General features: G+C 37.8%; 18 protein-coding genes. 12 read left to right on the forward strand and 6 right to left on the reverse strand.

Annotation, left to right across the window (positions count from 1 at the left end; all coding sequences use genetic code 11):
• Positions 1 to 6: 6 nt before the first annotated feature.
• On the reverse strand, positions 7 to 3,441 hold the full coding sequence (locus ACEW8U_RS18360) for an ATP-binding protein (RefSeq protein WP_373523515.1): 3,435 nt from the start codon (positions 3,439 to 3,441) through the stop codon (positions 7 to 9).
• 129 nt (positions 3,442 to 3,570) lie between these two features.
• Between ACEW8U_RS18360 and sucD the strand changes: the two genes are divergently transcribed.
• Positions 3,571 to 4,452 (forward strand): succinate--CoA ligase subunit alpha, encoded by an 882-nt coding sequence (gene sucD / locus ACEW8U_RS18365; RefSeq protein ID WP_373523516.1) that lies wholly within the window; start codon positions 3,571 to 3,573, stop codon positions 4,450 to 4,452.
• A 131-nt stretch (positions 4,453 to 4,583) separates the two neighbouring features.
• The gene (locus tag ACEW8U_RS18370) at positions 4,584 to 5,321 is read left to right on the forward strand and encodes an alpha/beta hydrolase (protein ID WP_373523517.1); all 738 of its coding nucleotides are present in this window, start codon (positions 4,584 to 4,586) and stop codon (positions 5,319 to 5,321) included.
• 235 nt (positions 5,322 to 5,556) lie between these two features.
• Here ACEW8U_RS18370 and ACEW8U_RS18375 read toward each other — a convergent pair whose 3' ends face one another.
• Positions 5,557 to 6,060: a PRC-barrel domain-containing protein gene (locus tag ACEW8U_RS18375; protein ID WP_373523518.1), complete on the reverse strand. Its 504-nt coding sequence runs from the start codon at positions 6,058 to 6,060 to the stop codon at positions 5,557 to 5,559.
• Between the two features lie 4 nt (positions 6,061 to 6,064).
• Entirely contained in the window at positions 6,065 to 6,682 is a 618-nt protein-coding gene (locus ACEW8U_RS18380) for a hypothetical protein (protein ID WP_373523519.1), read from the reverse strand.
• Between the two features lie 439 nt (positions 6,683 to 7,121).
• On the opposite strand from ACEW8U_RS18380, the gene ACEW8U_RS18385 reads away from it, so the two are divergent.
• The 9 genes from ACEW8U_RS18385 (at position 7,122) to ACEW8U_RS18425 (ending at position 13,887) form a co-directional block, all read left to right on the forward strand.
• Positions 7,122 to 7,844, forward strand: a complete 723-nt coding sequence (locus ACEW8U_RS18385) for a spheroidene monooxygenase (RefSeq protein WP_373523520.1) — start codon at positions 7,122 to 7,124, stop codon at positions 7,842 to 7,844.
• A gap of 94 nt (positions 7,845 to 7,938) precedes the next feature.
• On the forward strand, positions 7,939 to 8,181 hold the full coding sequence (locus tag ACEW8U_RS18390) for a hypothetical protein (protein WP_373523521.1): 243 nt from the start codon (positions 7,939 to 7,941) through the stop codon (positions 8,179 to 8,181).
• A gap of 129 nt (positions 8,182 to 8,310) precedes the next feature.
• Entirely contained in the window at positions 8,311 to 9,789 is a 1,479-nt protein-coding gene (locus ACEW8U_RS18395; RefSeq protein WP_373523522.1) for a serine hydrolase domain-containing protein, read from the forward strand.
• Between the two features lie 438 nt (positions 9,790 to 10,227).
• Entirely contained in the window at positions 10,228 to 10,524 is a 297-nt protein-coding gene (locus ACEW8U_RS18400) for an antibiotic biosynthesis monooxygenase (RefSeq protein WP_373523523.1), read from the forward strand.
• Positions 10,525 to 10,738: 214 nt separating this feature from the next.
• Positions 10,739 to 11,575 carry a B12-binding domain-containing protein gene (locus ACEW8U_RS18405; protein WP_373523524.1) on the forward strand — a complete coding sequence of 279 codons (837 nt, stop codon included), beginning with the start codon at positions 10,739 to 10,741 and terminating at the stop codon, positions 11,573 to 11,575.
• A gap of 1 nt (position 11,576) precedes the next feature.
• Positions 11,577 to 12,797 carry an ATP-binding protein gene (locus ACEW8U_RS18410; protein ID WP_373523525.1) on the forward strand — a complete coding sequence of 407 codons (1,221 nt, stop codon included), beginning with the start codon at positions 11,577 to 11,579 and terminating at the stop codon, positions 12,795 to 12,797.
• 118 nt (positions 12,798 to 12,915) lie between these two features.
• Positions 12,916 to 13,107, forward strand: a complete 192-nt coding sequence (locus ACEW8U_RS18415) for a hypothetical protein (RefSeq protein ID WP_373523526.1) — start codon at positions 12,916 to 12,918, stop codon at positions 13,105 to 13,107.
• Between the two features lie 32 nt (positions 13,108 to 13,139).
• The gene (locus tag ACEW8U_RS18420; protein WP_373523527.1) at positions 13,140 to 13,316 is read left to right on the forward strand and encodes a hypothetical protein; all 177 of its coding nucleotides are present in this window, start codon (positions 13,140 to 13,142) and stop codon (positions 13,314 to 13,316) included.
• A 313-nt stretch (positions 13,317 to 13,629) separates the two neighbouring features.
• A complete protein-coding gene (locus ACEW8U_RS18425) occupies positions 13,630 to 13,887 on the forward strand; it encodes a YdeI/OmpD-associated family protein (protein ID WP_373523528.1) in 258 nt (85 codons plus the stop codon).
• A gap of 44 nt (positions 13,888 to 13,931) precedes the next feature.
• Here ACEW8U_RS18425 and ACEW8U_RS18430 read toward each other — a convergent pair whose 3' ends face one another.
• Entirely contained in the window at positions 13,932 to 14,219 is a 288-nt protein-coding gene (locus ACEW8U_RS18430; RefSeq protein ID WP_373523529.1) for a hypothetical protein, read from the reverse strand.
• Between the two features lie 564 nt (positions 14,220 to 14,783).
• Between ACEW8U_RS18430 and ACEW8U_RS18435 the strand changes: the two genes are divergently transcribed.
• Positions 14,784 to 16,418: an ABC-F family ATP-binding cassette domain-containing protein gene (locus tag ACEW8U_RS18435; protein WP_373523530.1), complete on the forward strand. Its 1,635-nt coding sequence runs from the start codon at positions 14,784 to 14,786 to the stop codon at positions 16,416 to 16,418.
• Between the two features lie 254 nt (positions 16,419 to 16,672).
• Here the strand turns inward: ACEW8U_RS18435 and ACEW8U_RS18440 are convergent, their stop codons facing one another.
• Positions 16,673 to 17,866, reverse strand: coding sequence for a hypothetical protein (locus ACEW8U_RS18440; protein ID WP_373523531.1), 1,194 nt, complete (start codon positions 17,864 to 17,866; stop codon positions 16,673 to 16,675).
• A gap of 142 nt (positions 17,867 to 18,008) precedes the next feature.
• Positions 18,009 to 18,632 (reverse strand): peptidase dimerization domain-containing protein (locus ACEW8U_RS18445; RefSeq protein ID WP_373523532.1); only part of this gene is annotated, 624 nt, incomplete at its 5' end.

The following is an 18,632-nucleotide window of genomic DNA, read 5'->3' on the forward strand; positions in this document are numbered from 1 at the left end:
CAAAAATCATTTTTTACCTAAAGGCAGTATTACTTTGGTCTTTGTACCTTTATCTTTGGCACTTTCTATAATAATGCTGCCTCCCAGTAGATTAATAAGGTTTTTAGTGATTGTCAATCCAAGGCCGGTCCCTTCAAAATTCCGAATGTAACCGTTACTTTCCTGCTCAAAAGGGCTAAAAAGTTTTTTCTGAAAATCTTCGCTCATCCCGATGCCATTATCTATTACCTCCAACTCAAGGCTGTCTCCAACACTTTTCAACTTGACAGTAATCATACCTTCATTGGAATATTTTATAGCATTACTTACAAGGTTATTGAGAATCATTTCAAAGTACCTTTGATCAATCAGACCTACCAAGGGCTGAGTTTCATATTTAGTGGATATCAAGAGCCCTTTTCTCATTGCCATTCCTTTTAAGGGTAAAAGGATTTTTGCCAAAAATTCGTTGATATTGGTTTCTTTATACACCACCTCCATCTTTTGCGCCTCAAGCTTGGATAGGTCTAAAATACTGTTGATTGTACTCAAAAGCCTTTCTCCTGACTCTTGGATGATCTCAAGTTGAGACACTAGCTCCTCATCTTGTTTTCGTTGAAGTATGATATTTTCTGTACTACCCAAGATACCGTTTAGAGGCGTCCTAATCTCATGACTTATATTTGAAAGGAAATTGGATTTAAGTCTGTTGGCTTCCTCGGCTTTTTCTTTGGCCAGTTGGAGTCCGACTTCATAAGCTTTTTTGGCTGTGATATCCCTAAATACAGAGAGGTTCACTTTTTTACCTTCAAATTCAGACTGGAGTTTGATAACAAACAACTCTATTTCCTTGATCCCTGTTCTAAATGGAACCGTCATTTCAAAAAGACTCCCTTTACTGTCTGGTTCGTTGATGGATTTTGCAACAGTAGGTTTGTTCTGTTTATAGAAATCCGGATCTTCAAATAATTTCCCCAAAGAAGCATTAACCAATTGATCTGAATGTATCCCGGCTAATTGAATCAGACTTGGATTGATGGCTACTATTTTACCATCTTCGTCTGAAAGCAATAATCCATCTTTTGAACTTTCCCAGACGTTTTTGAACTGATCTTCAGTATTGACTACCTGCTGGTTTTTTTCATCAACTGCTCTAATTAAAATCCCTTGTTTCCTAAGTGAATTGAGCAATGTATTTAAAAGAAAGCCTATCAAAAGAAAAATAATCAATAAGATAATTATAAACCATATCTGAAGATAAATTGGACTCAACACCCTAAAGGATTCAGAATAGACAATTTCAGAAAGATCATTCCCTTCAATACCTGCCTGTAATTGAAGCTGATACTCCCCCGGAGGGAGGTTGTTAAAGTAGAGGTTGTTATTTGTTGGATTGACAAGTTCAACCCATTCATCATTGAGTCCATTTAGCTTGTACCGCACCACCAAATTATTTGGTTGGATAAAACTGACGGCTTGATAAGAAATCTGTATGTTATTGTTGGAAAATGGTATGTTCCTTAAATCAAAAGGTTTGTTTTCTGTCCCGATAACTTGGGTTGACAGAATCACTACCAAAGGCATGAAATTCCGCTCTTTGTGTTCCTCAGGAATAAAAACCGATAATCCTTTACTGGTCCCAATCCAGATATTTCCATCTTCTCCCTCCAAGAATGCCCCTCTATTCACCTCCGAACCTACCAATCCGTTTTCCTCATTGAACTGTACCATTTTATTGTCTTTGATCCGAAAAACTCCAGTATCGGTTCCAACCCAAATAAATCCTTTTGAATCCTTGAGCAAGGCAAAAACCGGTCGAATTATTTTTTCACCATTAATTCTATAAAAATCCAAGACTCCATCACAGTATTTTTTGAGGCCTGTTTCTGTTCCCAAAATTAAACATCCATTGTCCTCTAAAAAACTATAACCAACCGTGCTGATGACCTGATTATTTTCAGTAATAGTGCTATGATCCTGCATGTTACCTCCTTTCATCAAAATCAACCTACCATCGCTTAGTCTACCTGCAGTTCTTGCAAATATTTTTGTTTGATTAATTTGCTTTAAAATCTCATCTGTGATTTCATGTTGAAAATGCCGACCTTTTCTATTGTAAATTGAAGAAAGGAAAATCTTTTCCCTGACCACAATCAACAAACTGTCTCCTATGGCTTTTACCGCATTTACAAATTCCTGATCTGGGCTGGATTGGAACTCCAAATCAAAAGTTATTGGATCAAATCTTCCCAAACCTAACAAGTTGGAAGAAAACCAAACAATACCCTCTTTGTCTCTGTGAAAATTAGTGATCCTGGTTTTGGGATGGCCAATGCTCGATTTATCACCCAAAAGTGTCCTGTAGTCATCCTTGCACAAATATTGAAGCCCATTGTTAAAGCCCAACAAATACGCGCCTTCATCTAGATTAATAATTGCTGATACCTCATCATCCAAAAGTGAGTTGGAATCATAATTCAAAAACCTCAATGAATTAATATTTACCAATCCCCTGTGGCTGGTAATCCAAATAATCCCTTCTCTGTCAATCAGAAAATTAACAATATGGTAGGCTTTCAGGGTATTGTATGCATCTATCTCCAAAACCGCCCCTGATGTAGAGTCGTATTTATATAATTGGGAATTGTAAGTGAAGTAAACCTCATTTTCAAAAATCTGAAGGTTACTGAAATCCGTCAGACTGAAAATATCCCTGACAAAACCCTCTGCTACAATTATTGCAGGCGTGTTAATTGAATTCCCAACAGCAAGAAAATCTTTACCTAAAAAATAATAGGATTTTTGCTCCTTATCAAAAGCCAAATGATGTACGGGAGAAGGAAATGACATGCCTTCAAATTTAAATTTTGATAATTCTCCATTTTGATATACCAAAGTCTCTTTTCTGAAAAACAATAAAATGGATTCTTCCGAGCTAAATGAAGCGGTGTATTCCCCAAGTTCTTCAAAGTTGTAAGAGAAAGTTTTCCAATTCATAGTTTCGGGAAAACCAAAAACTATTTGCTTCTCGCTTATGAAAAATCGTATCTCTCTCCCCCGAAAATTATTATTGGAAAACCTAAAGTAATTCTTGTTCAATTCATCATTGGTTATTTTGGGTATTTCTATTTCCTCCCAAACATTATTATAAAAGCTGAATACTTTTTGGTTTCCAATAGCATTATTTATCCAAATTTTATCATCCTCACCCTTTGTCAATTTGACCTGATTGGCTAATTTGTTCTGTATAGAATCAGGAATCTGATAAGTGAAAAACCCATCAGAAAAATAAATGCCCTGAGCGGTATTAAACCAAATCAATCCCTTATTATCCTGAACCACTTCGGAAATCATTTCAGTGGGCAAATCCACACCTTTGATCTGATTGTTGAAAAGGAATGATTGGGCAAACCCAATTTGGAAAGACAAAAAGAAGAAACAAAAGAGTAATTTTCTCTGCATGTGGCGGATTAGATGCCATCTAAATTATAAAAAGATATGGATAGTATAAATTAAATGGATATTGTTTCTCAATTCTTTTTGTCATAGGGCTTATTCTTTTAATTTTGTCCAAACTTTAAATAACGATACATGAGTGTTTTAGTCAATAAGGATTCCAAAGTGATTGTGCAAGGCTTTACAGGGTCGGAAGGTTCTTTCCATGCGCAACAAATGATAGAATACGGTACCAATGTGGTTGGAGGAGTGACTCCTGGAAAAGGTGGCACTATTCATCTTGAAAAGCCGGTTTTTAATTCTGTCGAAGAGGCTGTGACCAAAACAGGCGCAAATACTTCCATTATTTTTGTACCGCCGGCATTTGCCGCTGATGCCATTATGGAAGCAGCAGAGGCTGGTATCAAGGTAATCATTGCCATCACAGAAGGTATCCCTGTTTCTGACATGATGAAAGCCAAACCTTACATCAAGGCAAAAGGTGCTGTATTAATTGGACCTAACTGCCCGGGCGTTATTACTCCGGGAGAAGCCAAAGTGGGCATCATGCCAGGTTTTGTTTTCAAAAAAGGCAGAATCGGAATTGTCTCCAAGTCAGGAACGCTAACCTATGAAGCGGCAGATCAGGTTGCCAAAGCAGGAATGGGAGTTTCCACCGCCATAGGAATCGGGGGAGATCCGATCATAGGAACCTCTACCAAAGAAGCTGTTCAACTTCTGATGGAAGATCCTGAGACAGATGCTATCGTGATGATCGGTGAAATCGGAGGAAATTATGAAGCTGATGCAGCCAAATGGATCAGAGAAAACGGAAATAAAAAGCCTGTGGTAGGATTTATCGCAGGACAGACAGCACCTCCCGGACGTAGGATGGGACACGCCGGAGCGATCATCGGCGGTGCAGATGACACTGCTGCCGCTAAAATGAGAATCTTGGCCGAAAACGGCATCCACGTAGCCGAAAGCCCCGCTGAGATAGGTGCGGTGATGGCGAAGGTATTGGGTGTTGAGGTTTGATTTTAGATTGAAGATTTTAGATTTTAGATTTTAGATTTTAGATTGAAGTCCAATAAGCTATTGGGAATAGATTTAAAAAAATAAAAGAAACCGCTCTGAGGAATTTGGGGCGGTTTTTTTCACTTTAGTTTATGAAAATTAAAAAAAGGAATATTTTTAGAATAGTTTGGTTTAGCCTGATTACAATATTTTTCATTTGGAATTGGACAACCTATCAATCGAGAAATTTACCGGAAATAACTTTCGCTGACGATGATAATGTGACGGTTATAAAATCGAGTGATAAGATCACTTTTATATCAAACAATTCAAGTTATCAAAATGAGATTATATTCTTTCAAGGTGGATTGACGGATCCAAAAGCATATGGACCTCTTTGTAGAAAAATTGCTGAAAATGGGTTCACTTGTCATCTTATAAAAATGAATTGGAGAATGCCACTATGGGATTACAAAAAAATTGAGTCCATGTTCGAGCTCAAAAATGGAAATTACATCATCGGCGGACATTCTCAAGGAGCCAAAATGGCATCCCAATTCGTATTTGAAAACCCAAATTTGATGAAGGGACTTTTCTTATTGGGAACGTCCCATCCGAGAGATTTTGACTTATCAAACAGGACCTTGCCTACAATTAAGCTCTATGGAGAATTTGATGGATTAGCGAGTGTTTCAGAGGTAATGGAAAATAAAGATAAGCTACCAAAAAGCGCTTCTTTGATAGAACTCAAAGGCGGGAATCATTCTCAGTTTGGATATTTAGGTAAATTATTAACTGATGATAAAGCCCAAATTGATTTAGAAGAACAACAGGGTTTAACCTTGGAAGCGTTGGTTGATTTTTTCAAAAAAATTGAGACAGAAAAATAAAGGTTGTGAAAATTTTGTTCAAATTGCCCTACTATTAAATCATCCTGGCACAGCTAATATGCTGAAGTCAGAGTGATGAAATTTTGCCCGTCTATTATTGCCAAATTTCATAGGATATCTTCGCTTCGGGAAATCCGCAAAATTTTTTCCCTCTAACCATTAAATAAAAAAACCGGGAATTGAATTTTTCATTTCCCGGTTTTTTTATTTAAGGAATAGCTTACCTTTAATCACTCTATCTATTAAACTCCTGACGATCATAAAATTTGTCGTCTTTCAGGTCATCTTCGTTACCCCCTTTTTCCGGGAAATAATTTTTATAAACTGTTAATTCATAATTACGGTCCAATTTCGCTCCTTTAATAAATCTTTTGGTTTTGGCAAAAGTATCGTGATTGATCTCATCAGTGAGCACTTTTTCATTTTCATCATCAAGTCTGACCAACCCTATGGGAATGATCAGGTGATTTTCTCCTTCTTTGTTCACAAATTCATGCACTCCTTCGTTGGCAGATTTATTATAAACCTCATGACCATCCTCAATCAAGGATTTATCTACTTCTATATCCAGATAGATCACCCGTTTGGTTTCTTTATTTGCCAACAAGCCATCCACTTTTCCTACTGTTCGGTTATCGGCATCTATTATTTCCCATCCTCTGACATCACTATCATTCGAGGCTACTTTATAACCGGAAAGATCATCTAGGTAATAAAGATTTTTATTGTTTTCTGGCATGACTTTACATTTGTGGTGAGTTATTGTTCATTTTTTCCAGCAAATCAGCAGACTCTCTGAAGAAATTTTTGACATCTCCTTTTTGGTCTAAAGTAAGCACATCAGGGTCAATTGCCGTTGCTGCATTTTTTACTTCGTTGGCTTCACTAGCCAAGCCCTGAAAAGCTTTCTGTTGCATATTCTGTAATACATTTGCTAGAATTTCTGCTGATTTTCTGATGGAATTGGCATGAGTAGTTTCATAAGGGTCTTTGGTAATCTTATCTGTGTGAGTTCTTACCTCTTCTAAATCCTTTTGGATGTCGTAGCCAATTTCATCTGCCATTGCACTGGTAGCATTTGTTAATTTTAAAAGGGCCTCATTGGTAAAATCATGATCAAGACCCATCTGATCTGGATCCTCTTTTATAAAACTTACATAGGCGCCTACTGTCGAATTATTCGGAGCGACCTGCCTTGTATCTGAAGATTGTTCAGATGTTTGCTCAGTCCTATCATCTTGTCTATTGTCAACTTCATCACCACTAAAGGCAAATAAGTATACCAATATACCAATGACTACTAAGATCAATAGTATCCACGGCCACATAGGCATTTTTTTCTCTATTTTTATTTCTGCCATGATGTTTTTAAGGTTGTTATTGTAAATGGAACAAAAATTATTCCTTTCAGTCTTTATGAAAAGTAAATAATAGAATTCAACTTTTCACCCCGAATATCTATAAAAAATCTGTCCGATCTAATAATTGTAGAAGAAAAGAAGTAACAAAATTGACTCAATTTGAGTAAATTCTTCCACATTTATCTCTTTCTGAAATACAAGTCGAAGCACAATTCTCAGGCAATTTAAGTTGCCAAGTTAAAGAAGTAGATAGGGATATTGATCGTACGGCTTCACAAGCTTTTTCTTTCGAGGTGTACTTTTGCCATAGTGACCAAGTCACATAAGACAGATGAAATTTGGATGGGTTAAACATTACAACCAAAATTAAAATTTTTAGTTAATCCTTTAGACGATTCGGATCTATCTCTTTTCAATAATTTCCTGAACTGCTTTTCCAATGGACTTATCCACAATCACAAAACAACAAGTCATCACTTTTACCCTTTTTCGATTTGAGGGGATGCAGGCATTCTGGATTTTTGCTCAAATGCAAAAATCCATCAAAGACTATAAAAAAGTACAAGGCTTGGAATTCTTTAAGCTGATGGGAAGCGGCGGGAAAAATGGCTTTTCCAAAATGCTCAACGTCAATGTATACACCCTGTTGGCAGTTTGGGAATCAGAAGAAGCTGCTGTAAGGTATTTTGATGAGTCCAAACATTTCTCGGGTTTTCAAAGACGCGCCACCGAATTCTGGACTATTTACATGAAAACAAGCAAAGTTCATGGAACATGGTCCGGCCGGAATCCTTTCGAAACCATCCAACCCTACCAATCCGGTCCGATTGCAGTGATCACCCGGGCCCGGATCAAATTTCGTTTTTTAAGAAAATTCTGGAGCTATGTGCCCTCGGTCAGCAAAAATATGGACGACCGGGACGGATCGATTTTCTCCATCGGGATCGGAGAATATCCATGGCTGATGCAAGCAACATTCAGCCTTTGGGAAGACGAAGAATCTATGCGAAATTATGCCTACCGCTCCAAATTCCATATCGAAGTGATCCAAAAAACCCGGAGCCTAGGCTGGTACAGCGAGGAGCTTTTTGCCAATTTTATTCCATACAAAACCATAGGTTCTTGGGAAGGTGATAATCCCCTTCGTCCCATCATGCTATAATCTGTCATTTAAATCTTAGTATTGGGAAGTATGAATTATGCCGTCTGGAATTTAGCGTGCAATGGGGGCTTGAAATGAAACTTTAAGCGCTATTGTGAAAAAAAGCAAATACTACCAAATATTACTGACCCTGACAATCTTCTTTAATTTGGGCTGTGATAAAGAGTCAATAAATAGATTTGCAGGTATTTTCGGGCAATATTATATACATGGATTTACAATTACCTCCATCCTGCTGGTGCTGATGTTTGTACTTTATTGGAAAAAAATATCTTGGCCAGTTATTGCTTGGTCTATAGCATGGGGAGCGGGAATTTATCTAAGATTCATTCGCTAATTGCGAAAACAATTACATAATAGTTTATTTGAATATTAAAGAGATAGTGATAGCTTTAAGATATTCAAATAATCCAAAAATTGCAGTATAGAATAAATAGCCAAACGATCTCCTTAATTACATCAACTAATGAAAACCAATTATTCACTTCTTTTAATTGCCTTACTTTTTTTCACTGCTTGTGCTAGTGAGATCGATAATTCACTGAATGCAGAAATAGAAGAGATCGAAAGTGGTCTTATTACGACTATTCAAATTGATGGAAACTTGCCAACAAAACACACGCTATCGAAGCGAATGGACCATTATAAGGTGCCGGGGTTGAGTATAGCGGTGATAAAGGATCGGAAATTACACTGGGCCAAAGGCTATGGAATATCAAATAAAGTGTCCAATGAGAAAGTTGAAGTCACTAACAACACGCTCTTTCAGGCAGGATCTATTAGCAAACCATTGGCTGCACTGTCAGTTTTGAAATTGGCCGAGGAAGGAGTACTTGACCTAGATCAGGATGTCAATACTTATCTAAGGGATTGGAAAATCCCCTACAATGACTACACCAAAACTGAAAAAGTTACGCTGAAAAAAATACTATCCCATACTTCAGGATTGACAGGACATGGCTTTCCGGGCTATCCTGTTGACAAACCCCTACCTACCCTTATTCAGGTGCTGAACGGAGAAGGAAATACTCCACGGGTAACTTTAGATACTATACCCGGTAGCATTTGGAGGTATTCGGGCGGTGGGTATACCGTCATGGAAAAAGTAGTTGAAGATGTCAGCGGATTGGGCTTTGCAAAAGTAATGCACGATATAATCCTGCAGCCCTTGGCAATGACCAATAGCACCTATGTACAACCTTTATCTGTGAATTTAGAGTCATCAGCCAGTATTGCTTACAATAGAAAAGGCGTGCCAATCGATGGTCAGTGGCATAATTACCCTGAACAAGCCGCTGCAGGACTTTGGACAACCCCGACAGATTTGGCCAAGTATTGTATAGAAGTTCAAGATATCTTAGCTGGAAAAGACAATGGCATCTTATCAAAGGAAACCATTGAATTGATGTTAACAGCCGTATCAAATAATTGGGGCTTGGGGCCAGCACTGAAATGGGAGGCTGATTCTTTGATATTCCAGCACGGTGGCAAAAATGAGGGATTTACAACAGAATTGATGGCCTTTGCTCACAAGGGTGACGGTGTAATCATTATGACCAATGCTGACAACGGCAGGCCATTGATCAATGAAATCCTGCAATCCATCTCCACTTACTATGGATGGGGAATCATGGAACCTACAATTATTGATGCATATCAATCTGACCCCGAACAATTAAAAAATCTTTCAGGCAAATATAGATATAATGAAGAAGGTGGCCCCGTCCCTGATATAGAAGGGGAATTTATAATTGAAGTTAAATCGGAAAATGGGAAATTGAGGATGGTTGACCCTAATGGCTATCTAAATACGGTTCTTGCCCAAACCGGGGGATTGGAATTCATAGCCATGGATGGGGGTGAAGAAATCTTGTTTCAAAAAAATGAGGCTAGTTCATACTCATTTTTATATTACAATTTTTTCCAGTTTGATAAAGTTGAATAGGTACAGATCCAAATCATGGACATTTTCACATCCGCTTTCACTTCATGATGTGTGAATAATAAGAATCTTCGCAGACTCAAAAACGGCATCTTAAAAAAAGGCTATTTTGGTGATATCACCTTTCCTAGCCAATTGAAAGTAAATGAATGAGTGGTGGTAATGCCTGCATTTGCGTTGATAATTTTGGTTTTGTTTTGGATTGAAAAAGCAGGTTTTTAAAACACATCAATATTTATCCATCCTGACTGATTGAAGCATGTTGAATCTGCTAAATCCATTCATAACCTTGTGAGAGGGATATACAGTAAAGTAGGATCGATTTCTGCCATTAATCAAGTTATGATGAGAAATATCCCCTACATTAGGAATATTCAGAAATTTGGAGCGAATACTGCATTAACTGGTATCAGTTTCTTTAAATAAATACCAATTTTGTCTATGATAGCCGCAATTAGTAAATTTGAAATCCAAAATGATTTGGAGAAGGAAGTGAAGGATGCATTTAAAAAGCGGCCCGGATTTGTGGAGCATGCCAAAGGATTTGTAAGATTGGATGTTTTAAGTCCTTTAAATAATCCTTCTGAAATTCATTTGATTACCTATTGGGAAAGTGAAGAAGATTTTGAATACTGGCATCGCCATCATTTAAAGGATTCTCATAAAAATATACCCAAGGGATTGAAACTAGTCTCTAAAAGTTGGGAACTAACGAAATACGAACACATTAGCAGTTAATGATGACCGAACCCAATTTACAATTGCTCGTGGAAAAATCAGATGAACTGGCCAAATATATCACTAGTTTACATTTTGATCAGAATCCCGATCTGGAAAACCGTTACGGAGCAGAAGGCAAACAACGGTGTCATGAAGATGCAGTTTTTCATCTCAAATTTTTGACTGAAGCATTAACTATGAACCTCCCGGAGATGTATTCCAATTACATCCTATGGGCGGCAGCCATGAATCAAGAAATATTCCTGAGACCGACCTTCTCCATAATTTGGATTTTGTTCAAAAAGCCATTCATGAAATCCTTGGAATACAGTTTTCATCCTCGACGGAAGAGTACGTTATAGCCGCTAAAGAAAAACTCAAAGAAAGTACCCAAGAAAGTGTCTCCTATTTCACTGAAAACAATCCCCTAAAGAGTGAAGCAATAGCGTATTTGGAATATTTGTTGGATGGAAAAAGGCGTGAAGGAACGCTTTTGATTACAGAACTGATCCAACAGGATGTTTCTATTAAAGATATTTATCAGCACATTTTTCAAGATTCACAATACGAAGTAGGACGACTGTGGCAGTGTAATAAAATTACAGTTGCCCACGAGCATTATTGTACGGCTGCCACCCAACAGATCATGTCTGGATTATACCAGCATATTTTTTCTTCCACCCGAAAGGGGAAAACATTGGTGGCCTGTTCCATTACCGGCGAATTGCATGAATTGGGCATACGTATGGTAACTGATTTCTTTGAAATGGATGGTTGGGACACCTATTATCTTGGCGCCAATATGCCTGATAATCAATTGATGGAAGCGTTGATAGAACACAAGGCAGATATACTTGCACTTTCAGTTTCCCTTCCAATCCATGTGAGCAAAGCAGTTACTTTAATCAAAAAAATAAGGGGTAATAATGATTTTGCAAATTTAAAAATTATGGTAGGCGGTTATCCATTCCTCAATAATATGAATCTCTGGAAAAAAGTAGGCGCAGATGCTTTTGCCAAAAATGCCAATCAGGCTGTTGCATTCGCTAATGAATTAGTTAATCAATAACATGGAAAATACAACTAATGACCATAAAATAATTCTATCCTGTAATAAACATGGGATTGTGGAACACATATCTTTGGACACTGTCTCCTTTTTAGAAAATATTCAACTTCCAATCGGTCTGCACAGTCTTTTTTCACCAGTATCTATTAAAGAATTGGGGAGTTTTTGGCTATCCATTCAGGAAAAATCAATAGTGGAAAATACAATGCTAACCATGAGCTATAATGACAACCACCTCAATTATGTATTTTCAGGCTATTTATTGGAGGAAACAGTTTTGCTCTGTGGAAATAATGAAATTTCCGCTACGGAAAAAGTGTTGGGCGAAATCATGCAGATCAATAATGAGCAGGCAAATCAGATCAGAATAACTGAAAAAAAAGTAGTCAATATCCTTAATTCAGATGAGAATAAGGAAATTAGTGAAGCTTTTTTGGATGACTTTACCTCTCTCAACAACGAATTGATCAACAATAAACGTGTATTGACGCAAAAAAATAAAGAAATTGAATCATTGAATAAAGAACTGAAAGCCGCCAACGAAAATATGACCATGTTCACCTACTCTGTTTCACATGATTTAAAACAGCCTGTAAGGATGGTTAATTCATTTTTAACCTTACTTCATAAAAAGCATGGAGAAAGCCTGGATCCCGCTGGACAAAAATATTTAAATATAGCCATGGATGGAGCTAATAGTCTGAGTAAAATGATATCCGATTTACTGACATATCACCAATCTTCCAATTTGGATACAACCGAAACCGTAGATCTCAATATTGTGTTTTTAGAAGTCAAAAAAATCCTTCAAAACGAAATTGAAGAAAAAAATGCTCTAGTCACCAGTGAAAAATTACCTGTCCTAAAAGGTTCATCTACAGGTTTCTTTCAGGTATTTCAAAACCTAATTTCCAATGCCCTCAAATTTGTTCCGGAAGAAAGAACTCCAATTATTTCCATTAATCTGGAGGAAGTAGATACACATTTTACTTTTAAGATAAAAGATAATGGGATTGGTATTGCAGAAAACAAAAAACAAGAAGTTTTTAACTTGTTTAAACGTCTGAATGGTCCACAGCAATACGAGGGTACCGGTATGGGGCTGGCGATGGTCAAAAAAAGTATTGAAAGAATGGGGGGAGAAGTATGGCTGGAATCTGAAGAGGGAAAAGGAAGCACATTTTTTTTCACCATCAAAAAGAGCAAAGTAGCTCAAAATTAATAGAAAATATTTTGTTTGACAGTTGGGACAGCCTGATTAGGGTAATCTGCATTACACCTTTAGCCTATATTGCTATGGTGTTTTTTTTAGGGTTTCCAGTAAAAGAACCCTTGCAAAAATGAATGCCTTTGATTTTGTTGTAACCGTTGCTTTAGGGTTAATTATGGCTAGAGTTGCGCTCAATAAAAACATCCCCCTTGCCAATGGTGTCACTGGTATTTTCTTATTTATTGGATTTCAGTTTTTATTAACGTGCTTGGCTGTGAGGATCAAAGCAGTGAAAACCGTGATCACCAGTAGTCCATCATAATTTTTTATTAGGGCAACTTTCTGCGTAAGGCTATGAAAAAGGAAAGGAATACAGAAAAGGAAATTTATAGTTCAGCCTGGCTTAAAAGACTTTCAACTTTAGATGATATCGAGATGATTATTTTAGAAAATACAGGAGATATCACCATCATTGAAAAAATAAAAAACGGTAAGGAAACTACCTTTCAAGATGTAAAGTGGAAATCTTGAAAAGAAAAAGCTTTGGTTGTAATCTAAACTTATAACCTAATCAAAAGATGGAAAGAAATGCAGATCTCGCCAATCGTTTGAATGAAGCTTATTGAACGGTCTTTGGATTGCGAATACAAATTTCAAAGAACAAATAGTAAAAAGTGACATGGGTACAGGCGACTCAGAAGATTGGGACACTAAATACTATTGCTGCCCTAACTTTTCACGTCAACTATTATCTAGCAGGAATTCTGAAAGTCTTCCGAGGTGGTGAACTAGAGATTAGGGACAAGTATAGCTTTGACATTCCTCCTATTGATTCTGAAGCTGATTGGAAAAGGCCAAACAAAATGGCGGATGGACAATTTTGGAAGAAGCAGAAGCGCTGATCATTCCGCATGACTTGGAAGATGAATTTCAACAAAAACCAGATGCCAAAAACTATTTTTTAGGATTAGGCAGGTCGGATAAAAGGAATATTTTGCAATGGCTTGTTATTGCCATTCGAATGAAATTAATCCAAGAGTTGGAATTTGCATTGATTGCAGTATATTCCCAGGGGAATAAAAAAAACCGCAATTATCACTGAGGAAGGCGGTTTTTCTATTCATTTTCTTCTAACCTTAAAACAATTTATTCATCTTTTGAACTTAACTCTTCCTCTTTATCCAACCCGTGTTTTTCTTCAAACTTATTCCTTTTGATTTTAAAGCGGTCTATCTCGGCATTGATGGTATCAAGAGTTTCATTAAACTTGGAGAATAACTCCCCCATATTCTTTTCCATATCTGAGAAATTGAATTCCATTGCATCCATCTGAAGCTTTGAAGACTTTTCCACCATGGCTACCTGACTGTTTTTAAGGTCTTCCATCATCCTTAAAGCCCTATCCATTTTTTCTAATTTCTGATAATTATTCATAGCTTTTTGATTATTTTTTATTGATTTAATGCAAAAATTGTTCCGAAACATAATTTATTTAATTATCGAGGATCAATAAAATTAGTAGAATCATCTATTCAAGATGGGAGTATGGATTTTAGTCCCGATAGCTAGTAATAGATTTTAGATTGATAAAAACCTTGCAGGGTTACCATGATAGTTATCTCGGCCTTTCAGGCCTGGGACACATTGGTTTTTTTTAATATCCCTTTATGTTGGGCTTCACCCAACGCTTGGGTATTCCGCCCTTTCAGGGCTGGTGAAGAACAAATAAATCCGCTGAAAAAAGCCAAGTACCCAACGTATTGGCTAGAAAGGAGTATATCTGAGGATTCGGCCCCGCCCGTTCAATAACATATATCCATTAACCCGAATTTTACAATTTTTGAATTTTACAATCTTCCAATTTTATAAATACTAAACCTTTCCAAAACTCTCTAGCGCACAGAATCTCAGAATCGCCCCTATTTCACCTATATATTTCCACCGTATTTCTACTTTATTTCAATAAAAACTTACCTTTGCCGCTTCAATTTTATTATCATGATTTCAATCGACAATATCTCCGTCATGCATGGCGGGCAGGCCCTTTTCAGCAATGTATCCTTTTCCATCAATGAAAATGATAAAATAGCCCTGATGGGCAAAAACGGGGCAGGCAAATCCACCATGCTCAAAATCATCGCAGGTGCAACAAAAGCCACAACAGGTGGTGTTTCTGCGCCAAAGGATGCCATCATAGCCTACCTGCCACAGCATTTGCTGACTGCCGATGACTGCTCTGTTTTCGATGAAACGGCCAAGGCTTTTGCTTCTTACCTGGACATGAAAACTGAAATCGACAGGCTCAATGAGGAACTGACCGTGCGGACAGATTATGATTCGGAGGATTACTACAAAATCATCGAACAGGTATCCGAACTCAGCGAAAAATTCTATGCCATTGAGGAAGTCAATTATGAAGCGGAAGTTGAGAAGGTTTTATTGGGCCTGGGCTTTGTGAGAGAGGATTTCCACAGACCTACCTCTGAGTTTTCAGGAGGCTGGAGAATGAGGATTGAACTGGCAAAAATCCTTTTACAAAAACCGGATCTTATACTTTTGGATGAACCAACCAATCACCTAGACATAGAATCCATTCAATGGCTAGAGGAATTTTTGATGGAAAAAGCCAAAGCTGTTGTGGTCATTTCCCACGATAGAGCGTTCGTAGATAACATCACTAATAGGACCATTGAAGTCACAATGGGCCGGATCTATGATTACAAAGCCAAATACAGTCATTACCTCGAACTGAGAAAAGAACGCCGGGAGCAGCAGCAGAAGCATTACGAAGAACAGCAGCGTACTATTGCGGATATTCAAGGATTCATCGACCGCTTCAAAGGCACCTATTCCAAAACCCTGCAAGTACAGTCAAGAGTGAAAATGCTTGAAAAAATGGAAATCATTGAAGTGGACGAGGTGGATACTTCGGCTTTGAAATTGCGTTTCCCACCTTCACCAAGGTCTGGCAAATATCCTGTCATAGTCGACGAGTTGACCAAATCTTATGGCGACCATGTGGTATTCAAGGATGCCAGTATGATCATTGAAAGTGGTCAGAAGATTGCATTTGTCGGAAAAAACGGAGAAGGAAAATCAACCATGATCAAAGCCATCATGGGTGAAATCGAATTTGAAGGGAAATGCGAATTGGGCCACAATGCCATGATAGGTTATTTTGCTCAAAATCAGGCTTCCCTTTTGGACGAAAGCCTCACGGTGTATGACACCATCGACCAAATCGCCGTCGGGGAGGTCAGAACCAAAATCAAGGACCTCTTGGGCGCCTTTATGTTCAAAGGGGATGATATCAACAAAAAAGTCAAAGTCCTCTCAGGGGGTGAAAAAACCAGACTTGCCATGATCAAACTGCTTTTGGAACCGGTCAACCTTCTGATTCTCGATGAACCTACCAATCACCTCGATATGAAAACCAAGGACATCATCAAAGATGCCCTGAAAGCCTATGATGGAACCCTGATCCTGGTTTCCCACGACAGGGATTTTCTGGATGGCTTGGCAACCAAGGTTTTTGAATTTGGTAATAAGCGGGTCAAGGAACACTTCGAGGATATCAATGGATTTTTGAGGAATAAGAAATTGGAGAATTTGAGGGAGGTTGAAAGAAAATAAGGTTGAAATATACTGCGTGATATAAAGTGGATATATGCCTTTGGCGATATAATTGATATTTGCTTTGCGATATTTAAGGATAACTTGTCCCGGTTTTTTCGGGATTAGCTGAGTGATTTAATTGGATATTTGAAGAACGGCGTTGATGGAATTAAGATCGAATAAACCAGAAGGGAAATATTTCAACTTTATTTCCATTCTATTTCTACCTTATTTCAAGTATCTCAAAACCCACTTCCATTAATTAAACCTTTTTATTCTAATGCTAACCGATAAACCTTAAAAAACTCTTCCTCAACATCAGGATCGGATTTGGCCATCACCCACAATTGTCCATCACGGAGCAGCATGGTTTCGGGATGGTAGTGATCAGGGGCGAAGTCAAGAAGTTGGTTTCCGTCCAAGTCTGTAACTTGGATTCTTTTGGGATATTTTTTAAGCATCAATTCTCTAAAAGCGATTGCTTCTTCTTGAGTTTTATTTTCCCAGTTAAAATCTCTGTCCTTGGTGTCATATCCCGAAAAATAGGAAATCAAAAAATAATCTCCCAGTCTTTTGATATTTTCCACTTTCCCCCATTCAAAACCCAACCCCAGTTTTCTGAAATCGTCAGTGAATTCGTTCAATCCTGGAAACAATTCATAATCCTTTAGATTCAAAGGAATACTATTAATAAGGTGATGAGGCTCTTTGACATCAAAAGTATAGATCGTGGGTTCAATTCCATATACGGCATAAATTAGCCCATCTGATATTGTGAAAGCTGGCCACCAAGAATGTCTGAAAAAATGTTTCCCAGATTTAAAGATACTTTCATCCGGTAGTGCATTGAAATTTACCTTTTCACCACTTGCCGGAATGTGCCAATTGAGAACCCTTAAATCATCGTAAAGAGATATTTGTGAATAATCTTCATTCCTTGACCCCTGATCAAAATAAAGCAATTTGTTTTCAAATTTTTCGAAACTTCGCCCCATGCCAAAGAAAGCAAAGCTGTGATTGGTAAAATTTTTGGGCTTTACCAAAGAAATAAGCTTTCCCTCCATATTAAAAGTGAGATATCCCCTATTGCCATACATCAATAAGCTGTCCTGACCTGAAATATAAACAGGCGCACGGATTCCTCCATGATTATCGGGCATATCTCCAAACTTGGAAAAGGATAACAAAATATTCCCTTCAAAATCAGCTACGAAAATATCCTCTGAATATTCTTTTTGATCCATAAAAACTATGCGCTGCTGAATGGGTGAAATGTCCGCAACCCATGGATAACCTAAAAATGAAATCTGTATGGAATCTACAATGGTCAAGCTGATTATTTTTGATTCAGGAAGACCCTCTTTTTCCTGAATATCTTTTCCTTTTTGTGTACAGGCAAAATTGCCAAACATGAATTGAAGTAATAAAAGGCTGAAAAGCCAATCAGAATAATTTCTAAAAATCATAGAATTTAAATTTTAACTAAATTAATGGTTTTAGTTATAGAATAAAAACTTCCCGCTTTTTATTATATCAATTTCATTTCTTCAGTCTTGGTTCTTGGCTCTTTCATCTTTATTCTAACTTCTCGCTTCTAGTCTCTCCCTTCTACATCCCTCCCTGCATCAAGACCAACAGCAACCCATTCTGAATTCCCAGATAACCGTCTTTGTTCATCCACCATTCTCCTAAGCTATGTGCGCCTCCACCAACACCACCCTTTCCGATTGTCACGGCAGGAATTCCTTTAGAAAAAGCAATATTGGCATTGGTGGAACCTGAACTTAATACTGGGTCATTTCCTGATAGATACTTTGAAATAGCCATTGTCTGCTGTATAAGCGGCGAATCCGGATTGGCCATTCCACTAGGCCGGTCTCCTACTTTTTCGATTTCAAGCTTCAAAGCATCACCTCTTCTGATAATGGCATTTTCTTTTTCCAATCCCTCTTCCATCGCAGTTAAAAATAATTGATTGATGTCCTTTAATTTCTCCTGACTTTCCGAACGCATATCCACCAACATCCATGATTCAAAAGGAATGGAGTTGACGGAAGTACCCCCGCCCAATACCGAAACACTATAGGTGGTCTTAGGCCCCTCCTTGGTAAATGCATCTGCCTTTGGGACAAAATCAGTAATGGCATTGGCCAAAGCATTATGGGGATTACCTATTCCAAATGCACCATAAGAGTGCCCTCCTGAACCTTTGAACATGACCTTGTACCTCAG

Source organism: Aquiflexum sp. (assembly GCF_041751335.1).
Classification (GTDB): Bacteria; Bacteroidota; Bacteroidia; order Cytophagales; family Cyclobacteriaceae; genus Aquiflexum.

What these genes read in the sequence shown, in the direction of transcription:
- ACEW8U_RS18405 (WP_373523524.1), top strand. Translation starts at nt 10,739, where the DNA reads ATGGGCGGCAGCCATGAATCAAGAAATATTCCTGAGACCGACCTTCTC.
- ACEW8U_RS18410 (WP_373523525.1), top strand. Translation starts at nt 11,577, where the DNA reads ATGGAAAATACAACTAATGACCATAAAATAATTCTATCCTGTAATAAA.
- ACEW8U_RS18370 (WP_373523517.1), top strand. Translation starts at nt 4,584, where the DNA reads ATGAAAATTAAAAAAAGGAATATTTTTAGAATAGTTTGGTTTAGCCTG.
- ACEW8U_RS18415 (WP_373523526.1), top strand. Translation starts at nt 12,916, where the DNA reads ATGAATGCCTTTGATTTTGTTGTAACCGTTGCTTTAGGGTTAATTATG.
- sucD (WP_373523516.1), top strand. Translation starts at nt 3,571, where the DNA reads ATGAGTGTTTTAGTCAATAAGGATTCCAAAGTGATTGTGCAAGGCTTT.
- ACEW8U_RS18430 (WP_373523529.1), bottom strand. Translation starts at nt 14,219, where the DNA reads ATGAATAATTATCAGAAATTAGAAAAAATGGATAGGGCTTTAAGGATG.
- ACEW8U_RS18385 (WP_373523520.1), top strand. Translation starts at nt 7,122, where the DNA reads ATGGACTTATCCACAATCACAAAACAACAAGTCATCACTTTTACCCTT.
- ACEW8U_RS18400 (WP_373523523.1), top strand. Translation starts at nt 10,228, where the DNA reads ATGATAGCCGCAATTAGTAAATTTGAAATCCAAAATGATTTGGAGAAG.
- ACEW8U_RS18375 (WP_373523518.1), bottom strand. Translation starts at nt 6,060, where the DNA reads ATGCCAGAAAACAATAAAAATCTTTATTACCTAGATGATCTTTCCGGT.
- ACEW8U_RS18360 (WP_373523515.1), bottom strand. Translation starts at nt 3,441, where the DNA reads ATGCAGAGAAAATTACTCTTTTGTTTCTTCTTTTTGTCTTTCCAAATT.
- ACEW8U_RS18435 (WP_373523530.1), top strand. Translation starts at nt 14,784, where the DNA reads ATGATTTCAATCGACAATATCTCCGTCATGCATGGCGGGCAGGCCCTT.
- ACEW8U_RS18395 (WP_373523522.1), top strand. Translation starts at nt 8,311, where the DNA reads ATGAAAACCAATTATTCACTTCTTTTAATTGCCTTACTTTTTTTCACT.
- ACEW8U_RS18380 (WP_373523519.1), bottom strand. Translation starts at nt 6,682, where the DNA reads ATGGCAGAAATAAAAATAGAGAAAAAAATGCCTATGTGGCCGTGGATA.
- ACEW8U_RS18420 (WP_373523527.1), top strand. Translation starts at nt 13,140, where the DNA reads ATGAAAAAGGAAAGGAATACAGAAAAGGAAATTTATAGTTCAGCCTGG.
- ACEW8U_RS18440 (WP_373523531.1), bottom strand. Translation starts at nt 17,866, where the DNA reads ATGATTTTTAGAAATTATTCTGATTGGCTTTTCAGCCTTTTATTACTT.